The 18002-nt window shown below is 61.9% G+C and carries 15 protein-coding genes; 10 read left to right on the top strand and 5 right to left on the bottom strand.

Annotated features, from left to right (window positions below; translation table 11 throughout):
- The coding region (locus LJY25_RS17440; RefSeq protein ID WP_227609765.1) for a T9SS type A sorting domain-containing protein at positions 1–463 on the top strand (463 nt) is incomplete at its 5' end.
- Positions 464–573: 110 nt separating this feature from the next.
- Here the strand turns inward: LJY25_RS17440 and LJY25_RS17445 are convergent.
- Entirely contained in the window at positions 574–1971 is a 1398-nt protein-coding gene (locus LJY25_RS17445) for a PQQ-dependent sugar dehydrogenase (protein WP_227609766.1), read from the bottom strand.
- Between the two features lie 127 nt (positions 1972–2098).
- Here LJY25_RS17445 and LJY25_RS17450 point away from each other — a divergent pair, with 127 nt between their 5' ends.
- From LJY25_RS17450 to metK, 5 genes are all read left to right on the top strand, one after another.
- The gene (locus tag LJY25_RS17450) at positions 2099–3787 is read left to right on the top strand and encodes an amidase (protein WP_227609767.1); all 1689 of its coding nucleotides are present in this window, start codon (positions 2099–2101) and stop codon (positions 3785–3787) included.
- Positions 3788–3946: 159 nt separating this feature from the next.
- Positions 3947–4414 (top strand): GNAT family N-acetyltransferase, encoded by a 468-nt coding sequence (locus LJY25_RS17455; RefSeq protein WP_227609768.1) that lies wholly within the window; start codon positions 3947–3949, stop codon positions 4412–4414.
- Positions 4415–4460: 46 nt separating this feature from the next.
- Positions 4461–5114 (top strand): HD domain-containing protein, encoded by a 654-nt coding sequence (locus LJY25_RS17460; protein WP_227609769.1) that lies wholly within the window; start codon positions 4461–4463, stop codon positions 5112–5114.
- An 81-nt stretch (positions 5115–5195) separates the two neighbouring features.
- Entirely contained in the window at positions 5196–7670 is a 2475-nt protein-coding gene (locus LJY25_RS17465; protein WP_227609770.1) for a S9 family peptidase, read from the top strand.
- 418 nt (positions 7671–8088) lie between these two features.
- Positions 8089–9351: a methionine adenosyltransferase gene (gene metK, locus LJY25_RS17470; protein WP_227609771.1), complete on the top strand. Its 1263-nt coding sequence runs from the start codon at positions 8089–8091 to the stop codon at positions 9349–9351.
- Between the two features lie 96 nt (positions 9352–9447).
- On the opposite strand, the gene hpf is transcribed toward metK, so the two are convergent.
- The 4 genes from hpf to LJY25_RS17490 form a co-directional block, all read right to left on the bottom strand.
- Complete coding sequence (gene hpf / locus LJY25_RS17475) at positions 9448–9747, bottom strand: ribosome hibernation-promoting factor, HPF/YfiA family (protein ID WP_227609772.1); 300 nt, start codon at positions 9745–9747, stop codon at positions 9448–9450.
- A gap of 35 nt (positions 9748–9782) precedes the next feature.
- On the bottom strand, positions 9783–10670 hold the full coding sequence (locus LJY25_RS17480; protein ID WP_227609773.1) for a tyrosine-type recombinase/integrase: 888 nt from the start codon (positions 10668–10670) through the stop codon (positions 9783–9785).
- Between the two features lie 136 nt (positions 10671–10806).
- Positions 10807–11001, bottom strand: a complete 195-nt coding sequence (rpsU, locus tag LJY25_RS17485; RefSeq protein ID WP_084445790.1) for a 30S ribosomal protein S21 — start codon at positions 10999–11001, stop codon at positions 10807–10809.
- A gap of 89 nt (positions 11002–11090) precedes the next feature.
- Positions 11091–12230 (bottom strand): acyl-CoA dehydrogenase family protein, encoded by a 1140-nt coding sequence (locus tag LJY25_RS17490; RefSeq protein ID WP_227609774.1) that lies wholly within the window; start codon positions 12228–12230, stop codon positions 11091–11093.
- Between the two features lie 236 nt (positions 12231–12466).
- Here LJY25_RS17490 and LJY25_RS17495 point away from each other — a divergent pair, with 236 nt between their 5' ends.
- The 4 genes from LJY25_RS17495 (at position 12467) to LJY25_RS17510 (ending at position 17941) form a co-directional block, all read left to right on the top strand.
- Positions 12467–13414, top strand: a complete 948-nt coding sequence (locus tag LJY25_RS17495) for a polysaccharide biosynthesis/export family protein (RefSeq protein WP_227609775.1) — start codon at positions 12467–12469, stop codon at positions 13412–13414.
- Between the two features lie 83 nt (positions 13415–13497).
- A complete protein-coding gene (locus LJY25_RS17500) occupies positions 13498–15966 on the top strand; it encodes a GumC family protein (protein ID WP_227609776.1) in 2469 nt (822 codons plus the stop codon).
- Positions 15967–15999: 33 nt separating this feature from the next.
- The gene (locus LJY25_RS17505; RefSeq protein ID WP_227609777.1) at positions 16000–16770 is read left to right on the top strand and encodes a tyrosine-protein phosphatase; all 771 of its coding nucleotides are present in this window, start codon (positions 16000–16002) and stop codon (positions 16768–16770) included.
- A gap of 151 nt (positions 16771–16921) precedes the next feature.
- Positions 16922–17941, top strand: a complete 1020-nt coding sequence (locus tag LJY25_RS17510) for an NAD-dependent epimerase/dehydratase family protein (protein ID WP_227609778.1) — start codon at positions 16922–16924, stop codon at positions 17939–17941.
- Positions 17942–18002 lie beyond the last annotated feature (61 nt).

The raw sequence follows: 18002 nt of genomic DNA on the forward strand, positions 1-18002 counted from the left end.
CACGGCCGCCTCCTGCTCGACGGCCATGACCCAGGTGGCCTGCAAAGCCGCTACGGCCCCGAACACCAACGTCGGCGTGTTGGCCGTGTCGGTGCAGCCCAACACGAGCTATTACGTGTTCATCTCCGGCTCGACCTCGAACGACGTGACCGGTACGTTCACCATTGGCGTGAACACGGTGCTGTCCACGCGCACGGAGCTGCCCGGCGGCGAGGTGAGCCTGTACCCGAACCCGAGCCACAGCGGCACGGTGCAGCTGCGCGTGAGCGGCATCACCACCACGGGCACGGTAGAGGGCAGCTTGTTCAACAGCCTGGGCCAGCGCGTGCTGAGCCAGCGCTGGACGGTGCGCGCCGGCGTAGTGGAGCAGCCGCTGCCGGTGCAGCAGCTGGCCAAGGGCGTCTACTCACTGCAGCTGCAGGTGGGCGAGTACCTGCTCACCCGTAAGCTCGTGATCGACTAACCCATAGCCGATAACTGACCACTTTCGGTTAAAAGAAAAGGAGCGACGTTCTAAACGTCGCTCCTTTTCTTTTTTAGCGGTAGCACCCGTTTTAACAGACGCGGTGCCGGCTACTGACCGACTACGAGCTGCTGCAGGTAGCGTGCGGCTCCGTTCTGCACCTGCACCACGTACAGGCCCGCGGCCAGGCCAGTTAAGTCGAGAGTGGTCTGAGCGGAAGTCATCGGCTGGGTGCGGACAAGCTGCCCCAATCGGTCGTACACGAAGGCGGTAGCCGCAGGCTGAGCGTTGTTCGGCAGCTTTACGGTCACCGACTGCCGGGCCGGGTTTGGCCAGACGGACAAGCCCTGCGCACGGGGACGAGCGGCCGCCGTTGGCACGAAAGAGCGGTTTTCGAGCACCAGCAGCCGGTCATCGGTAGGGCCGGGGACATTGCGGCCGTCCCGGTTGCTGGTGCCGATGTACACTTTGCCCGCCGGGGAAACGCAGATAGCCCGCAGCCGGCCAAAACCCGTCAGGAAATCCTGCTGGCCGGTAATGGCCGTGCCCGTAGCGTTCAGCGGCAGCTGAACGGCTTTCGAGGCTTTCAGCGTGCACATCAGCAGGCTGTTGCGCCAGCCCGGAATGGCCGGATGGTCGTAGTAAGTGAGGCCGGCCACGGCCAGCGTAGGGGTCCAGACGGACAGCGGTTCGCGCACGTTGTTGGCGGCACAGAAGGTTTGCTCGGCGGGCAGGTTGCAGAGGCCTTCTACATTGGGCCAGCCATAGTTGCGGCCGGGCTCAATCAGGTTCACCTCATCGTCGTTGTTGGGGCCATGCTCCGAGCTGTAGAGCAGACCGTTGGGCGCCCGTACCAGCCCCTGTGGGTTGCGGTGCCCGAGCGTGTAACTTGGATTTCCCGCCACCGGGTTATTGGCCGGCACCGTACCGTCAAGGTTCAGGCGCAGGATCTTGCCGTTGAGTGAGTTGATATTCTGCGCTTCCGGCTGCAGCTGGGCGTCCCCGGTAGTCATCAGCAGGGTGCGGTCGGGCAGAATCAGCAGGCGCGACCCGCTGTGGGTGGTGGTGGCCGGGATGTTTCCGAGCAGAATCAGCGGATTGGTAAGGGTACCGCTGCCGGGGGCATAGGTGTAGCGCACCAGCTTTTCCTTGAGCGCACCGGCATCCTGGTAGTTGTAGACAATGTACACGAAGGGCGAGGTAGCAAAGTCGGGGTGCAGCACCATGCCCAGCAGGCCGCTTTCACTGTTTTCGACTACATCGGCCACGGTGAGCAAGGGCAGCACCTGTCCGGTAGCAGGGTTTACGCGACTGATGCGCCCGCCCCGCTCCGTCATCCAGATAAAGTTGTCGGGTCCCCAGACCAGCTCCCACGGTACGCTCAGGTTGGTAGCCAGGGGCGACACCGTAACGGTGGTAGCCCCTACCTGAATGGTAGTCGACTGGGCCGGGGCGGACTCGGGCAGAAGCAGGACCAGAAATAGAATAGATGCGGCAAAACGTTTCATAGGCAGTCAGGGAAATATAAGTTGGGGTTCAGGTGCTTATGCAAACGTAGTAAACCGCTGCCCGGATTAGCTTGCGAAGCAGAATCAGGCGCTTAGCTTTGTTTAGCACGACTTTCCCGCCTGCTTTATGCTGAAAAAACTTTATCCGCTGGCTTTCACCGCGCTGGCAGCCTTCGGCGCCGGGGCCCTGGTAGCCCGCCCCACCGAGCTGCCGCCCATTACCGTGGCCATGCTGAAGTCGGCCCAGGAGGTAATGGGGCTAAGCTTCTCCGATGCCCAGCTCGACTCTACCCGCCAGAACCTGACCGGCTACCGCAACAGCTACGAGACGCTGCGCAAGCTGCCGCTGCCCAACAGCGTGGCGCCCTCCATGGTATTCGACCCCCGCCCGCTGCGCCTGCGGCAGCTGCCCGGGAAAGCCCGGACCAAAACGGCTGGCGACCTGGCCCGCATTGGCCCGGTGAAGCTTCCCGGCAACCGCGACGATCTGGCGTTTTATACCGTGCGCCAGCTCGGCGAGCTGCTGCGCACCAAACAGGTTTCGTCGGTTGAGCTGACGGAGTTTTTCCTGGCCCGCCTGAAGAAGTATGACCCCAAGCTCCGGTGCGTCATTTCCCTGACCGAAGACCTAGCCCTCCGGCAGGCCCGACAGGCTGACCAGGAAATCAAAGCCGGCAAGTACCGCGGACCGCTGCACGGTGTGCCGTTTGGCGTGAAGGACCTGTTCAGCGCCAAAGGCTATAAAACCACCTGGGGCGCGGTGCCCTATAAAGAGCAGGTGCTGAACGAGGATGCGGCGGTGGTGGAGCGGCTGCGCGATGCCGGGGCCGTGCTGCTGGCCAAGCTTACCCTGGGTGAGCTGGCGCAGGGCGACGTCTGGTTTGGAGGACAGACCCGGACGCCCTGGGACATCAGCCGGGGCAGCAGCGGCTCCTCGGCCGGCTCGGCTTCGGCAGTGGCGGCGGGCCTGCTGCCGTTTGCCATCGGCACCGAAACCCTGGGCTCCATTATCAGCCCCAGCACCGCCTGCGGCGTTACGGGCCTGCGCCCCACCTACGGACGGGTCAGCCGGGCCGGGGCCATGGCCCTGAGCTGGTCGATGGACAAAGCCGGTCCCATTGCCCGCTCGGCCGAGGACTGCGCCCTCGTACTGGGTGCCCTCACGGTGGCCGGTCCCGACCCCCGCGACCCGGCCACGTTGCAGGTGCCGGGCGAGTTTCGGTACGCTTTCGACGCCAATCTGAAAAAGTTGCGGGTGGGCTACCTGAAAGCCAGCTTCGACGCCGACCACGCCACCAAAGCCAGCGATGAAGCCGTGCTGGCGGTGCTCCGTCAGCTGGGCGTAGAGCTGGTGCCCCTGGAGCTGCCCGCGGTAGAGGTAGCCGCGCTGCGCTTCGTGCTCACGGCCGAGGGCGCCGCGGCCTTCGACGAGCTGACCCGGACCGGCGGCGTTAACCAGATGGTGCTGCAGCACCGGTATGCCTGGCCCAACACGTTCCGGTCGGCCCGCTTTGTTCCGGCGGTGGAATACCTGCAGGCCCAGCGCGTGCGTGGTCAGCTGATCGAGCAGCTCGATGCCCGCCTGCAGGGCCTCGACGCCTACGTGGCGCCTACGTTCGGCAACACCAGCCTGCTCATGACCAACCTCACCGGCCATCCGGCCGTGGTCGTGCCGACCGGCCTCAACGCCCGCGGCCTGCCCACGACCATCACCTTTACCGGTCAGCTCTACGAGGAAGGCAAGCTGCTGGCGCTGGCCAAGGCCTACCAGGACGCCACCGACTTCGACGAGAAACGCCCGGCGATGAACTTCTAGCTTTAGGAGAAATGAGGGCTAGGAGCTGAATATGGTAAAACCAAAAGCTTTTAATCTGGACTTGAGAGCCTACCTATTCCTCGTAGCAGGACCGTTGCGTTGTCCGGGCTCTGACATCCAAGCTCTGCGTTCTTCAAACGACACCCTGGCCGCTTCCCCATGACTGTTCCTTACCAGCTTACCCACGCCCGGGGCTATACTGTTTCCACCGATCCGGACCGGCTCGACGTAGGCGCTATTCACCGGTTTCTGGCCGAAGACTCCTACTGGGCCCAAAACATGCCCCGGCCGCTGCTGGAACGGGCCATTGCCAACTCCCTGTGCTTTGGCCTGTACACGGCTGACGGCCAGCAGGCCGGCTTTGCGCGGGTGGTGACGGATTTGGCCACGTTTGCCTGGCTCTGCGACGTATTCGTGCTGCCGGAATTTCGCGGGCAGGGCTTATCGAAGTGGCTGATGGAAGCCGTGTGGGCCCACCCCGACCTGCAGGGGCTGCGCCGCCGCCTGCTGGCTACGCTCGACGCCCACAGCCTGTACACGCAGTTCGGCTTTGCCCCGCTCACCACGCCCGACCGGTTTATGGAAATCCGCCTGCCCAATCCGTACGGGGCGCCTACGGCCAACTAGTTCGTTGCGGCAGCCCGCCTTTTACAGCTCTCATTCCCGCTTTGCTATGATGCCAACTACGCTGGCTGCCCGCTGGCAGCTGCTGTGCTCCCAGCTGGAGGTGCCCGAAGCCGCCGGCCGGTCGATGTTTCAGCAGCTTTCGGCCGCCTACGAGGCATCGGACCGGCATTACCACAACCTGGCTCACATCCGGGCTTTGCTGACTACGCTGGAAGCATACGCTGCCCGGCTGCAGGATGCGCCGGTAGTGGCACTGGCGGTCTGGTTCCATGATGCGGTGTATAACCCGATGCGCGACGACAACGAAGCCCGGAGCGCGGCGCTGGCCCAGGAGTTTCTGGCGGCGCATACCAACCTCGCGCCCGCCCGCCGGGCCCGGGTAGCTTACCTTATCGACAAAACCAAAGACCACACCCAACCCCGGGCCGGCGCCGACCCTGATCTGGATCTGTTTCTGGATGCCGACCTGCAGGTACTGGGTGCTACCGAAGCCGACTACTGGCGCTACGCCCGGCAGGTGCGCGAGGAGTACAGCCTGGTGCCCGACATCCTGTACCGCCGGGGGCGCACCAAGGTGCTGACCCAGCTGCTGAACGCCCCGCAGCTGTACCATACCCCCGATTTCCGGCAGCGCCTCGACGCCGCTGCCCGCCGCAACCTGCAGGCCGAGCTGGATGCCTGGCAGAAAGGCGGTCTGTAGCGGCTGCCCTACGGCTCTGCAACGCGGCTTCGAAAAGCTGGTCCTTTCCCGGTTTAACACTTTCCCTGATTGTCTTCTCTGATGCGCTTTTCCTCTTTTCTGGTGTTGCCTGCTCTGCTGCCACTCTCCGCGGCATTGGCGCAAACCAAGTCTGCCGCCCCGGCCGCAGCCGCCGTAGCTCCCCTCACGATTGAGAAGATTATGCGCGACCCGGCCCGGTGGATCGGAGCGTCGCCTTCCAATGTGTTCTGGAGCGAGGACGGCCGCCGCATCTACTTTAGCTGGAACCCGGAAAAGGCCCGCCGCGACTCCCTTTACTTCACCACCCCCGACGGCAAAACCACCCGGAAAGTAAGTTTGCGGGAGCAGCAGGCCCTGCCCGCCGCCCGGGGCAGCTATGACCAACGCTACACCCGTAAAGTGTATGAAAAGGACGGGGACATCTACCTGCTCGACCTGAAGACGCAAAAGGAGCGGCGCGTAACCAACACCGCCGAGCGGGAAAGCAGCCCGGCTTTTGCCCTGCAGGGCACGGTGCTGAGCTACACCCGGGCCGGTAACCTGTTTACCTGGAACCCGGCTACCGGCGAAACCGTGCAGCGCACCGACTTCCGCCGGGGTAGCCGTCCGCCCGGCCCCGAGCCCACCGACAAGTCCGAAAAGTTTCTGCGGGCCCAGCAGCTGGCCTTGTTCGAGATTATCCGGCAGCGCACCCAGGACCAGCAGGCCCGCCTGCGCCAGCAGAAGGCGCTGGCCCGGCTCCGGCCCAAAGCCATCTGGCTCGGCACCCAGACCGTTGACAACCTACAGCTTAGCCCCGACGGACGCTTCGTGACCTACCAGCTAATACAGGAGCCCACGGGTGCCAAAACGGCCATTGTGCCCAATTTCGTGACGGCCTCGGGCTTCACGGAAGACATCAGCACCCGCACCAAGGTGGGCGCGCCGCAGACGGCGTATCAGCTTGGCCTCTACGACGTGGGCCGCGACACGACGTTCGTCGTCGGCTACAAGGAGCTGAAGGGGCTGGACGAGTTGCCCGGCTACCGCAAGGAGTATCAGCTGAAAGCCAAGGCGCCCATGCCTGCCGATTCGGCCAAGGCCAGCAAAACGGTCAAAACCGAAAAGCCGGCCACCGAGCTACGCCGCGTCGTGCCCTACGGCCCGTTCTGGTCGACCGACGGGCAGCGGGCGTTCCTGGTCGTGCGCTCGGCCGACAACAAGGACCGGTGGATTGTAAACCTGGACCCTGCCACTCAGAAAATCAGCCTGCTCAACCGGGAGCGGGACGAGGCCTGGATTAACGGGCCCGGCATCGGCTACGAGGCCGGCAACGTGGGCTGGATGCCCGACAACCGCCGGATCTGGTTTCAGAGCGAGGAAAGCGGCTACTCTCACCTCTACACCGTGGACGTGACCAGCGGGCAGAAAAAAGCGTTGACCAGCGGTAAGTTTGAGGTGCAACGGGCCGAGCTGAGCCGGGACCGGAAAACCTGGTACCTGACCGCGAATAAAACCCACCCCGGCGAGCAGCATTTCTTCCGGATGCCGCTGGAAGGCGGAGCCCTGACCCAGATTACCACCATGACCGGGGCCAGTGAGGTGAGCTTGTCGCCCGACGAGAAAACCCTGGCCATCCGCTACAGCTACGCCAACAAGCCCTGGGAGCTGTACGTGATGCCCAACAAGCCCGGCGCCAAAGCCCGGCAGCTGACGCATTCCACCACCGCCGAGTTTGAAAGCTACGCCTGGCGCGACCCGGAAATCATCCAGATCAAAGCCCGGGATGGGGCTGACGTCTATGCCCGCCTGTACCGCCCCGCCTCACCCCAGGCCCAGGGCCCGGCCGTGATATTCGTGCACGGCGCCGGCTACCTGCAGAATGCCCACAAGTGGTGGAGCTCCTACTTCCGCGAGTACATGTTCCACAACCTGCTCGTGGACCAGGGCTACACCGTGCTCGACGTGGACTACCGCGGCTCGGCCGGCTACGGCCGCGACGTGCGCACGGGCATCTACCGCTACATGGGCGACAAGGACCTCACCGACCAGGTGGACGGAGCCAAGCTGCTGGTCGACAAATACGGCGTGAGTCCGCAGCGCATCGGCATCTACGGCGGCTCCTACGGGGGCTTTATCACGCTGATGGCCATGTTTACGCAGCCCGACGTGTTCAGGGCCGGGGCCGCGCTACGCTCGGTCACGGACTGGGCCCACTACAACCACGGCTACACCGACAACATTCTCAACGAGCCCTACAACGACAGCCTGGCCTACGCCCGGTCCTCGCCCATCTACTACGCCGAGGGGCTTAAGGGCGCCCTGCTGATGTGCCACGGCATGGTCGATACCAACGTGCACTTCCAGGACATTGTGCGCCTGAGTCAGCGCCTGATTGAGCTGCACAAGGAAAACTGGGAGCTGGCCGTGTACCCCGTCGAGGACCACGGCTTCGTGGAACCGTCGTCGTGGACCGACGAGTACAAGCGGATTCTGAAGCTGTTTGATACCAACCTCAAGCCGGGCGCCCGGCCAGCGGGTACCGGCGGGCAGTAACCGCTCCGCTAGCGGGCAGCGGAGGCCGGCTGCTTTCCTGCAAAGCAGGGAAGGGGCCAGCCTTTTCCATTTTTTTTTATCCTGCTCAGAACCGTTACGGGTTGTTCCGCCGGCCGGGCTGGGAAAAACTCGTTCACCGGCGGAAGTCCGGCCTAAAAAAGAAAGCCCCCGCAGCTACCGCAACTACTGCTGAGCTTCCGGGTGAAAAACGGTGGTCTGGGACTTATTTCCGCCATTGCCACGAGCCGGGACGTAACCGCCGGGGCAAAGGCGGTTGAGAAGTGGAGCTGTCCGCTTTGGGAATGCGGGCGAACAGGCATATGTTCCCACATCATTTTTATTAGCTTTGCGACCCTACTTGCCCGCGCTGCGTGCTAAGTCGCCTTTATTCCTTTTCGTCGACGCGTTTCCTGACCTAATGCCTTATTTGTTTACCTCCGAGTCCGTTTCGGAAGGCCACCCCGATAAAGTAGCCGACCAGATTTCCGATGCCATCCTCGACGAGTACCTCCGTCAGGACCCCGCCGCCAAGGTAGCCTGTGAGACGCTCGTGACGACCGACTTCGCGCTAGTGGCCGGGGAAATCAAGTCGACGGCCCACGTAGAGGCCGAGCCGATTATCCGGGAAGTAATCCGCCGCATCGGCTACAACAAGCCGGAATACCTGTTCAACGCCGACACCTGCGAAGTGATGAACCGCCTGCACGAGCAGTCGGCCGACATCAACCAGGGCGTGGAGCGGGCCAATCCGGAGGACCAGGGCGCCGGCGACCAGGGCATGATGTTCGGCTACGCCACCCGCGAAACCGACAACTACATGCCCCTGGCCCTCGACCTGTCGCACCGCCTGCTGCAGGAGCTAGCCAACATCCGCCGCGAAGGCCGGGAAATGACGTATCTGCGTCCCGACGCGAAAAGCCAGGTCACCATCCGCTATTCCGACGACAACACGCCCCAGGCCATTGAAACCATCGTCGTCAGCACCCAGCACGACGAGTTCGACGGGGATGAGGCCGCCATGCTCAAGCAGATTGACCACGACATCCGCACCATCCTCGTGCCCCGGGTAAAGGCCCAGCTGGGCGCCGAGGTGCAGAATCTGTTCACGGCCGACATCAAGTACCACATCAACCCCACCGGCAAGTTTGTCATCGGCGGCCCCCACGGCGACTCCGGCCTCACCGGCCGCAAGATTATCGTGGATACCTACGGCGGCAAGGGCGCCCACGGCGGCGGTGCCTTTTCTGGTAAAGACTCGTCCAAAGTCGACCGGTCGGCCGCTTATGCGGCCCGCCACATCGCCAAGAACCTGGTAGCGGCCGGCGTGGCCGATCAGGTGCTGGTGCAGGTCGCCTACGCCATCGGCGTGGCCGAGCCCGTGGGCGTGTTCGTGACCACCTACGGCACTACCAAGGCTACCGGCTCCTTCGGGCACCAGCTGACCGATGGTGAAATTGCCGAGAAGGTCCAGGGGTTGTTTGACCTGCGTCCCTACGCCATCGTGCAGCGCCTGGGTTTGCAGAACCCCATTTTCGCCGAGTCCGCTGCCTACGGGCACATGGGCCGCCAGCCCGGCACCAAGCAGGTGCAGCAGGCCGACGGCTCGTCGCGCACGGTGGAAACCTTCACCTGGGAAAAGCTCGACTACGTCGACAAGATCAAAGCAGCTTTTGCGCTGTAAGCACCGATGAGCTCACGCATTTCCTGATGCAGTAAGCTCTCTAAAACAAAAAAGCCCCTCCATCTACCGGAGGGGCTTTTTTTATGCGTCGGCGGCTCAGTGAGCCGTCTGCTTTTCCTTGTGGCGGGTAATCTGCCGGCGCAGGTGCTCGGCGGCGGCATCGGCAGCGGCCTCAAACGAGGCGGCATCCTCCTGGCTGAACAGGGTGGTGCCGGGTACAAACAGCTTTATTTCAACCGTCTTGTTGGCGTTACCGTCGTTGTTGTTGAGTTTCATAATCACTTCTCCCTCCGTTACTCGGTCGTAGAACGTCTCGAGCTTGTCGAGGCGCTTCTGCACAAAGTCAAGCAGTTTCTGGTCGGCGTCGAAGTGCACCGAATGCATCCTTACTTTCATCGGTAATAGGGTTTGGGGTAAGAGAAAGGAACAAATCAGGCCTTGGGGTGGGCCTTTTCAAACACGGCCTTGAGCTTGTCAATCGACAGGTGAGTGTAAACCTGGGTAGCAGCCAGATTGGCGTGCCCCAGCAGTTCCTTAATAGCGTTCAGGTCCGCTCCTTTGCCCAGCAGGTGGGTGGCAAAGGAGTGGCGCAGAACGTGGGGGTGCTGCTGCGACGAAGCCGTGGTAATCTGGCTCAGGTAGTGCTTCACGGTGCGGTAGACAAACTTTTCGTAGAGCGGTTCGAGCTTATCCGTAACGAACAGCGGCCCGGGGGCGTTGCCGGCGCCGCCAAATTCAGCCTGCTTGCGCGCTATATAGCGTTCCAGCACCAGCAGCAGGGTTGGGTTCAGCGGCACAAGGCGCTGCTTGTTGCCCTTGCCGGTTACCCGCACCGTGCGGGCAGGCAAGCTCAGGTCCTCGTGCCGGATGCCGATCAGCTCCGAGAGACGGATGCCGGTGCCGTACAGCATTTCCAGGAGCAGCTGGTCGCGCAGGCCGGCAAACGAGTCGTCGAAGGCAAAGGAGTTGAGCAGGCCGTTCAAGGATTCCTCGGGCACGAAGTCGGGAAGCTTCTTGGCCATCTTCGGAGCCTTGATGCGCAGCATCGGGTTGCGGGCAATGACGCCGGTGCGCAGCAGGAACTTGTAGTAGGAGCGCAGGCAGGCAATCTTCCGGTTGACGGTGCGCGGGTCCAGCTCCTGCTGCATCAGCTCCACCACCCAGGAGCGGATCAGGGGGTGGTCGGCCTGGGCCGGTTCGGGCAGCTCGTAGGCGGCCAGCAGATACGCTGCAAACTGCCGCAGGTCGGTCCGGTACGACAGCACCGTGTGGGGACTAAACCGCCGCTCGTACTGCAGATAATCAAAAAACAATTCCATACCTCGGGGCCGCCCGATACCGGGGGCGGGCTACCAAAGTATGGAATTAAACGGAAAAACAAGCACGCGAAAAAACCGGCTGACCCACTTCGGAAAGCGGCTCAGCCGGTTAGAATCGGCAACTGGAAACCGGGAACTAGTAGTTCTCGGTGGCGTACATCGTCTGCTTGTACACGGCCTTCTCGCGCTGCTTGCGCTTGGTGATGGAAGGCTTCTGGAAGAACGTGCGGCGACGCAGCTCCTTCAGAACGCCGGTGCGCTCAAACTTCTTCTTAAAACGCTTCAGGGCACGGTCAACCGACTCGTTATCCTTAATCTGGACGATGATCATATGTGCAGTTGGGTTGAAAACAATCGAATTAAAGGGCTGCAAAGGTAACAGGCTCTTTCTTACCGCGCAAGCCCCGACGGGGTTCAAATTTATTTCAGCAGGGCGCGGGCAATTACCAGCTTCTGAATTTCGGAGGTGCCTTCGCCGATGGTGCACAGCTTGGAGTCGCGGTAGTACTTCTCGGCGGGGTAGTCCTTGGTATAGCCGTAGCCCCCGAAGATCTGCACGCCCTCGTTGGCAGCGCGTACGCACACTTCCGAAGCGTAGTACTTGGCAATGGCCGACTCGCGGTTCACGTTCAGGCCCCGGTCCTTCATGTCGGCGGCGCGGTAAGTAAGCAGCGAAGCCGCCTCAATCTCGGTCGCCATGTCAGCCAGCTTAAAGGAGATGCCCTGGAAACTCGAAATCGGCTGATTGAACTGATGACGCTCCTTGGAGTACTGCAGGGCGGCCTCGAAGGCGCCCTGGGCAATGCCCAGGCTGAGCGCGGCAATGGAAATCCGGCCGCCGTCCAGCACCTTCATCGACTGAATGAATCCTTCGCCTACTTTCCCCAGGATGTTGGCCTTGGGTACGCGGCAGTCGGTGAAGATCAGCTCGGTAGTTTCGGAGGCGCGCATGCCCAGCTTGTCTTCCTTGCGGCCGTGGGTGAAACCTTCGGTGGGCTTCTCAATCACGAAGGCCGTCATGCCGTGGGAGTCGCCGACTTCGCCGGTGCGGGCAATTACGACGGCAATGCTGCTGCTCTTGCCGTGGGTGATAAAGTTCTTGGCGCCGTTGAGTACATAGTAGTCGCCATCCTCGACGGCCACGGTGCGCATGTTGCCGGCGTCGGAGCCGGTGTTGGGCTCGGTCAGGCCCCAGGCCCCGATCCACTCGGCCGAAGCCAGCTTGGGCAGCCACTTGCGCTTCTGCTCCTCGGAGCCGAACTGCAGGATGTGGCCGGTGCAAAGCGAGTTGTGGGCCGCCATGCTCAGGCCGATGCTGCCGTCAATCTTCGACAGCTCGGCAATGGCCGTCACGTACTCCACGTAGCCGAACCCGGCGCCGCCGTACTCCTGGGGAACCAGTACACCCATCAGGCCCAGCTCGCCCAGCTTTTTGAATACCTCGATGGGAAATTCCTGGCTTTCGTCCCACTTCATCATATCGGGCTTGATATGCGTGGCGCCGAAGTCGCGCACCATCTGGGCAATCATTGTCTGGTTTTCAGTTGCGACCAGTTCCATAGGAAAAAGAGTTTGGGTGGGAAGAGTTTGGGAACGGCCGGGGAGGGCCGGTTTTGGGAAGGCGAAAGTACGCTTTTACCCGCACAATCGACCGGCCGGGGAGGCTGCCGGAGTCGCCAATTTTGAAAGGGCGTGCCAATTCGGTTACTTTGAAGGTTTTTTAGGAAGAAATCCAGCTTCGCAGCCGGATATTCCTGCCTGGTATCGTCTCTGACTCTCCGGCTTACCCAGCCTGCATGCAACAACCCACCCTCCGCCGTTTGTTTCGCCTATGGTTGATAGGCATTCCTTTTTCACTGCTGTTCTTCTCCTGCGCAGGCTCCCGGGCCTACCGCCAGAACATCATGTTCCGGACGCCTACCGGTGAAGGACTCGACACCATGAAGCTGCGTAAGGCCGTGAACCGGTCGGCCCGCAACTACATCATCCAGCCCAACGACTACCTCGAAGTGCGGGTGTACACCAACAAAGGAGAGCGAATTCTCGACCCGAACGGGGAGCTGCAGTTTGGCAACCCCGGCGGCATGGGCTCGACCGGCACCAGCCGCGGCGCGGCCGGCCAGAACATTGGCGTGCGGACCGGCGGGGGCGGTACCCGGCAGACCGGACAGGGCGCCGGCGGGCAGCCTTCGGGCGGCAGCGAATTTCTGGTGCAGTCCGACGGAGTGGTGAACCTGCCCATGGTGAATCGGGTTCAGGTGACGGGACTTACGCTGCTGGAAGCAGATAGCCTGTTGAAAACCAAGTATGACGTCTTCTATAAGGATTCGTACGTGGCCACCCGGGTCACCAACAACCGCATCTTCGTGCTGGGAACCCCCGGCGGGCAGATCATTCCGATGTACAACGACAACATGAACCTGCTGGAAGTGCTGGCAGCGGCTGGTGGAATCGACGGCGGCGGGCAGCTTGGCGGCGGGGGCGGCGGCACGAGCCGGGGCCGGGCCTACAACATCCGCCTTATCCGGGGCGACCTGAAAAACCCGCAGGTGCAGGTTATTGACCTGACGACCATCGAAGGCATGCGCCGGGCCAACCTCCAAGTGGAGCCCAACGACGTAGTATACATCGAGCCGCTGCGCCGTCCGTTTTTCGAGGCCCTGCAGGACGTAAGCGCCGTATTTGGTTTAGTCGGGGGCGTCGCCAGTCTGGTGACGACCTTCTACCTGATCACCAGACTTTAATTTTTACTTAAACACTTACGTAAGTAGTGGTATGATTCGGGCCGTAAGGCCCGGACGCGTATACATCACTTCGGACCGACGGAATGGCAGTAAACGAAAATGCTGAGCTTGAAGAGCTGATTCGAACCGGAGGCGGAGAAGCCGAAGACGAAGACGAGGGCGGGGGACTAGACATGGCCACCCTGCTCATGGTGGCCCGCCGAAGCCTGCTCTGGATTATATTGCTGGTGATCCTGGGGCTAACCTGCTCCTGGCTTTTTCTGCGCTATACTAAGCCCGTGTACCGGTCGTCGTCGACACTCAAGATCGATGAGAAGACCGAGGCCGGAGAGCTGGGTCTGGCCGGTGCAATGGGCAAACAGATCGAAACCCAGCAGAACCTGAACAAGCTGTCGGGTGAGGTAGAGCTCATCAAGTCCAACATCATCTACGAGCGGCTCAAGCAAAACCTGGCGCTCGACGTGAACTACTACGCCGAGGGCACGGTGCTGGAAACCGAGCTGTATGGGGTTTCCCCGTTTCGGGTCGAATACAACATCACGGATCCGCACCTCTACAACACCAAATTCAACCTGCGCTTTATCGGACCCGACCGGATCCGGCTGTCTTATCTGCTGAACGGGCAGGAGCAGAGTGGCGAGTACACGCTCGGCCAGCCCATCGTGCGACCGGGAGTTACGCTGAAGGTACTGGCCAACCCGGGGCTCAACGACGAAGCCCGGGACAAGAACTATCACTTCATCATCAATGACAGCGGATCGCTGAGTGCGTATTTCGACCGCAACCTGAGCGTGGAGATTGTAAATCCGGATGCTAACACCATCCAGATTTCGTTTACCGACTTCAACCAGGCCAAGGCCCAGGCCATCGTCAACAAGATTGACACGGTGTACCTGGAGCAGAAGCTGGCCAAAAAGCAGGAAGCCACGGCCCAGACCCTACGCTTTCTGAAAGAGCAGCTCACCGAAAACCAGCGCAACCTACAGACGGCTGAAGAAAACCTGCAGTCCTTTGTGCAGCGCACCGGAACCTACGACGTGAAGGCCGACGTGGCTGCCATTACGGGCAAGCTGGCCGATCAGGAAAAGGAGCGACTGGAGCTGCTGCAGCGGGCCGAGGTCCTCAACGAAGTAGCCCGGCTGGTCAAGCAGGACCGCATCACGCGCAGCGAAGACGCCTCGGTGGAGCAAAGCATTCCGGGCCTGGCGGGCCTCGAAGACCCCCAGCTGACCCAGCAGATTACCGAGCTCAACAACCAACAGTGGAACCTGCGTCGCCTGCTGCGTTCCTATAACGAAACCACGGAAGCCGTCAAGCAGGTCAAGACGGCCCTGGCGTACTCCAAAGCCAATATTCAGCGCCTGCTGGAGCAGGACCGCAAGCTGCTGCAGCAGGAAATCGACCTGCTCAACCAGCAGCGCAGCCGCTTTAATTCCGAGCTGCAGCGCCTGCCGGAAAAGGAAACCGAGCTGGCCCGCCTGAAGCGCCCGTTTGAGCTCTACGAGAAGTCCTACCTGATGCTGATGGACAAGCAGGTAGAGTACAACATCGCCATGGCCGGCACCACGCCCGACTTCCAGATTCTGTCGCCGGCCAGTGCGCCGGGTTCCCCCATCTATCCGGTACGAACGATGGTGTACGCCATTGGTCTGGCCGCCGGTATCGTGCTGGGTCTGGGCCTGGTGGCCGTGCGCTACCTGATGCACAACACCGTCTCGAACGTGCGGGAGCTGGAGCGCACCACCGGTGCCTCGGTGCTGGGCGTGGTGCCCACCTACGACAAGGAGAAGATGTCGGTGTCGAAGCTGGTTGTGGACACGAGCCCCAAATCAGCTATTTCCGAGTCGATCCGCTCCATCCGAACCAACCTGGACTTTATCAGCTCGTCCAAGAAGAAGCGGATGATTTCCATTACGTCCACGATTTCCGGGGAAGGCAAAACCTTCGTGACGGTCAACCTGGGCGGTATCATTGCCTTGTCGGAGCAGCGGGTGGTCATCCTGGACCTTGATATGCGCAAGCCCAAGGTAAACCTGGCATTCGGGGCCGAGAACGTGAAAGGCATCAGCACCATCCTGATTGAGAAGCACACCGTGCAGGAGTGCATTCAGCATACCTCCATCCCGACGCTTGACTTTATCTCGGCCGGGCCTACCCCGCCCAACCCTTCGGAGCTGATCTTGAGCGCCCGGTTCGACGAGATGCTGACCGAGCTGCACAAGACGTACGATGTAATTCTGATTGACACGCCCCCGGTTGGTCTGGTGACGGACGGTATCCTGATCATGCGCAAGGCCGACATTCCGATTTATATCGTGCGGGCCGGCTATTCGAAAAAGACCTTCCTGAAAAATATCAACAAGCTGATGCGGACCCACAACTTCACCCGCCTGTCGACCATCCTGAACGATGCGCAGTCGTCGGGGCTGTACGGCTACGGGTATGGCTACGGGTATGGCTACGGCTACGGCTACGGCCAGGGCTACGGATACTACGAAGACACCCAGCCGACGACGGGGCTGTTCACGCGTCTGCGCAAGCGGTTCTCCTAAGCTTTCGGGTCGTCCACCTATTTTCCGCTGCTCATGGCCTCGTTCCTGCAAAAGCTGTTTGGCCGAGGGTCTGGTTCCGGCAACGAGGAGCTGGCCCAGCTCTCCAGCCTGGGTGCCGATATGCACTCCCACCTGCTGCCCGGCCTCGACGACGGAGCCGAAACCGTGGAGCATTCCATTGAGCTGCTGCGGGAGCTGCGCGACCTGGGGTTCCGAAAGCTGGTGATGACGCCGCACGTGATGGGCGACTTCTACAAAAACACGCCGGAAGGCATCCGGGAGGCCCTGGCCCGCATGCAGACGGCGGCCGAGGAAGCGGGTATCACGGATATGGTGCTGGAGTGCGCCGCCGAGTACTACCTCGACGAGTGGTTTGCCGGTAAGCTGGAGGCTGCCGAGCCCCTGCTCAGCTTTGGGGGCGACCAGCGCTATGTGCTGTTTGAGACGTCCTACATGAACGAGCCGTTCAACTTCGCCGACACGGTTTTTCAGCTTAAGGCCAAAGGGTACCGGCCGGTGCTGGCCCACCCCGAGCGGTATACCTACCTGTACGGCCGCTTCGACGAGCTAAAGAAAATCCGGCAAAGCGGCGTGCTGCTGCAGGTTAACCTGAATTCCCTGTCGGGCTACTACTCGCCCGCTGCCCGCCACGTGGCCGAGAAGCTCATTGATGCCGGAATGGTCGACATGGTAGGGACCGATACGCACCACCGGCGCCACACCCACACGCTGCGCACCAAGGTGCTGCCCGCCGGCTACCTGAAAAAGCTTCTCGCCCTGCCGCTGCTGAATAGCTCTCTATAGGTCTTAGGAGCTTAGGTCTTGGATCATACGCGCGGACCTTCCCGGAAAGCCTGATGCCATGTGTCCGCTACGAGCCCCCGACCACTGTACTCCACTACTTGTTACCGAACGGACATTACACCCCAAAGCCTAAGTCCCTAAGCCCTACTACATGATTTTCGTTACCGGCGGCAGCGGCCTGATTGGCAGTTTTCTGATTCCGGCCCTGGTAGGGCAGGGGTTGGCCGTGCGCGCGCTGTACCGGAAAACCATTCCCCCGATTGAGGCGGCCGGCCAGGTGGAGTGGCTGGAAGGCGACCTGCGTGACCCCGGGCTGATGCGGGAGGCGCTGCAGGATGTAACCCACGTATTTCATTGCGCCGGTATCGTGTCCTACGCCCCGCAGGACGCGGAGCTGCTGCAGCAGGTGAATGTGGAAGGCACCGGCACGCTCGTGGACGCCTGCCTCGAGCGGCCCGGCATCCGGCTCTGCCACGTGTCGTCGGTGGCGGCGCTGGGGGGCGGGGCGTCCCGGGCCGAGGGCGAGGCCGCCCGGCCCGTGATGCTCGACGAAAACGCGAAGTGGGACCTGGGCGCCGAGCACGCCGCCTATGCCACCTCCAAGTACCTGGGCGAGCTGGAAGTATGGCGGGGCGTGTCGGAAGGGCTGCAGGCCGTCATCGTAAACCCCTCGGTGGTGCTGGGCCCGGCCGACTGGCAGCGCAGCAGCACCCGCCTGTTTCGGTATGCCTACGACGAGCATACGTTTTACACGCCGGGCAGCATCAACTTCGTGGACGTGCGCGACGTGGTGGCCTTTATGCTGCACCTGGCCCTGAAAACCGACATTTCCGCCGAGCGGTACGTGCTGAGCGCCGAGCCGGTGCCCTTGTACCAGTTTCTGAAGGAAGCCGCCACCTGCTTTGGCAAGAAGCCGCCCACCACCGTCGTGCCCGACTGGGCCGCGGAAATTATCTGGCGCCTTGAGCACGCCCGCTCGGTGCTGACCGGGGCCCGACCCCTCATCACCAAGGACACGGCCCGCGCTGGCCGCAATGACCTGATTTACCGGACCGATAAAGTGCGGGCCGCCACCGGACTCACGTTCCGGCCCCTGGCCGAAACCATCCGATGGTGCTGCGCCGGGCTTTTGGCGAACGAGTCCAGGCAAAGCACGGTTATTGTATCTTAAGCTTTTCGTCGCCGAAAGGCGACACCCCGATTGAAGATTGCGAAGACCTGCCTTTTTGGCT

The organism is Hymenobacter translucens (genome assembly GCF_020685205.1).
Lineage (GTDB): Bacteria > Bacteroidota > Bacteroidia > Cytophagales > Hymenobacteraceae > Hymenobacter > Hymenobacter translucens.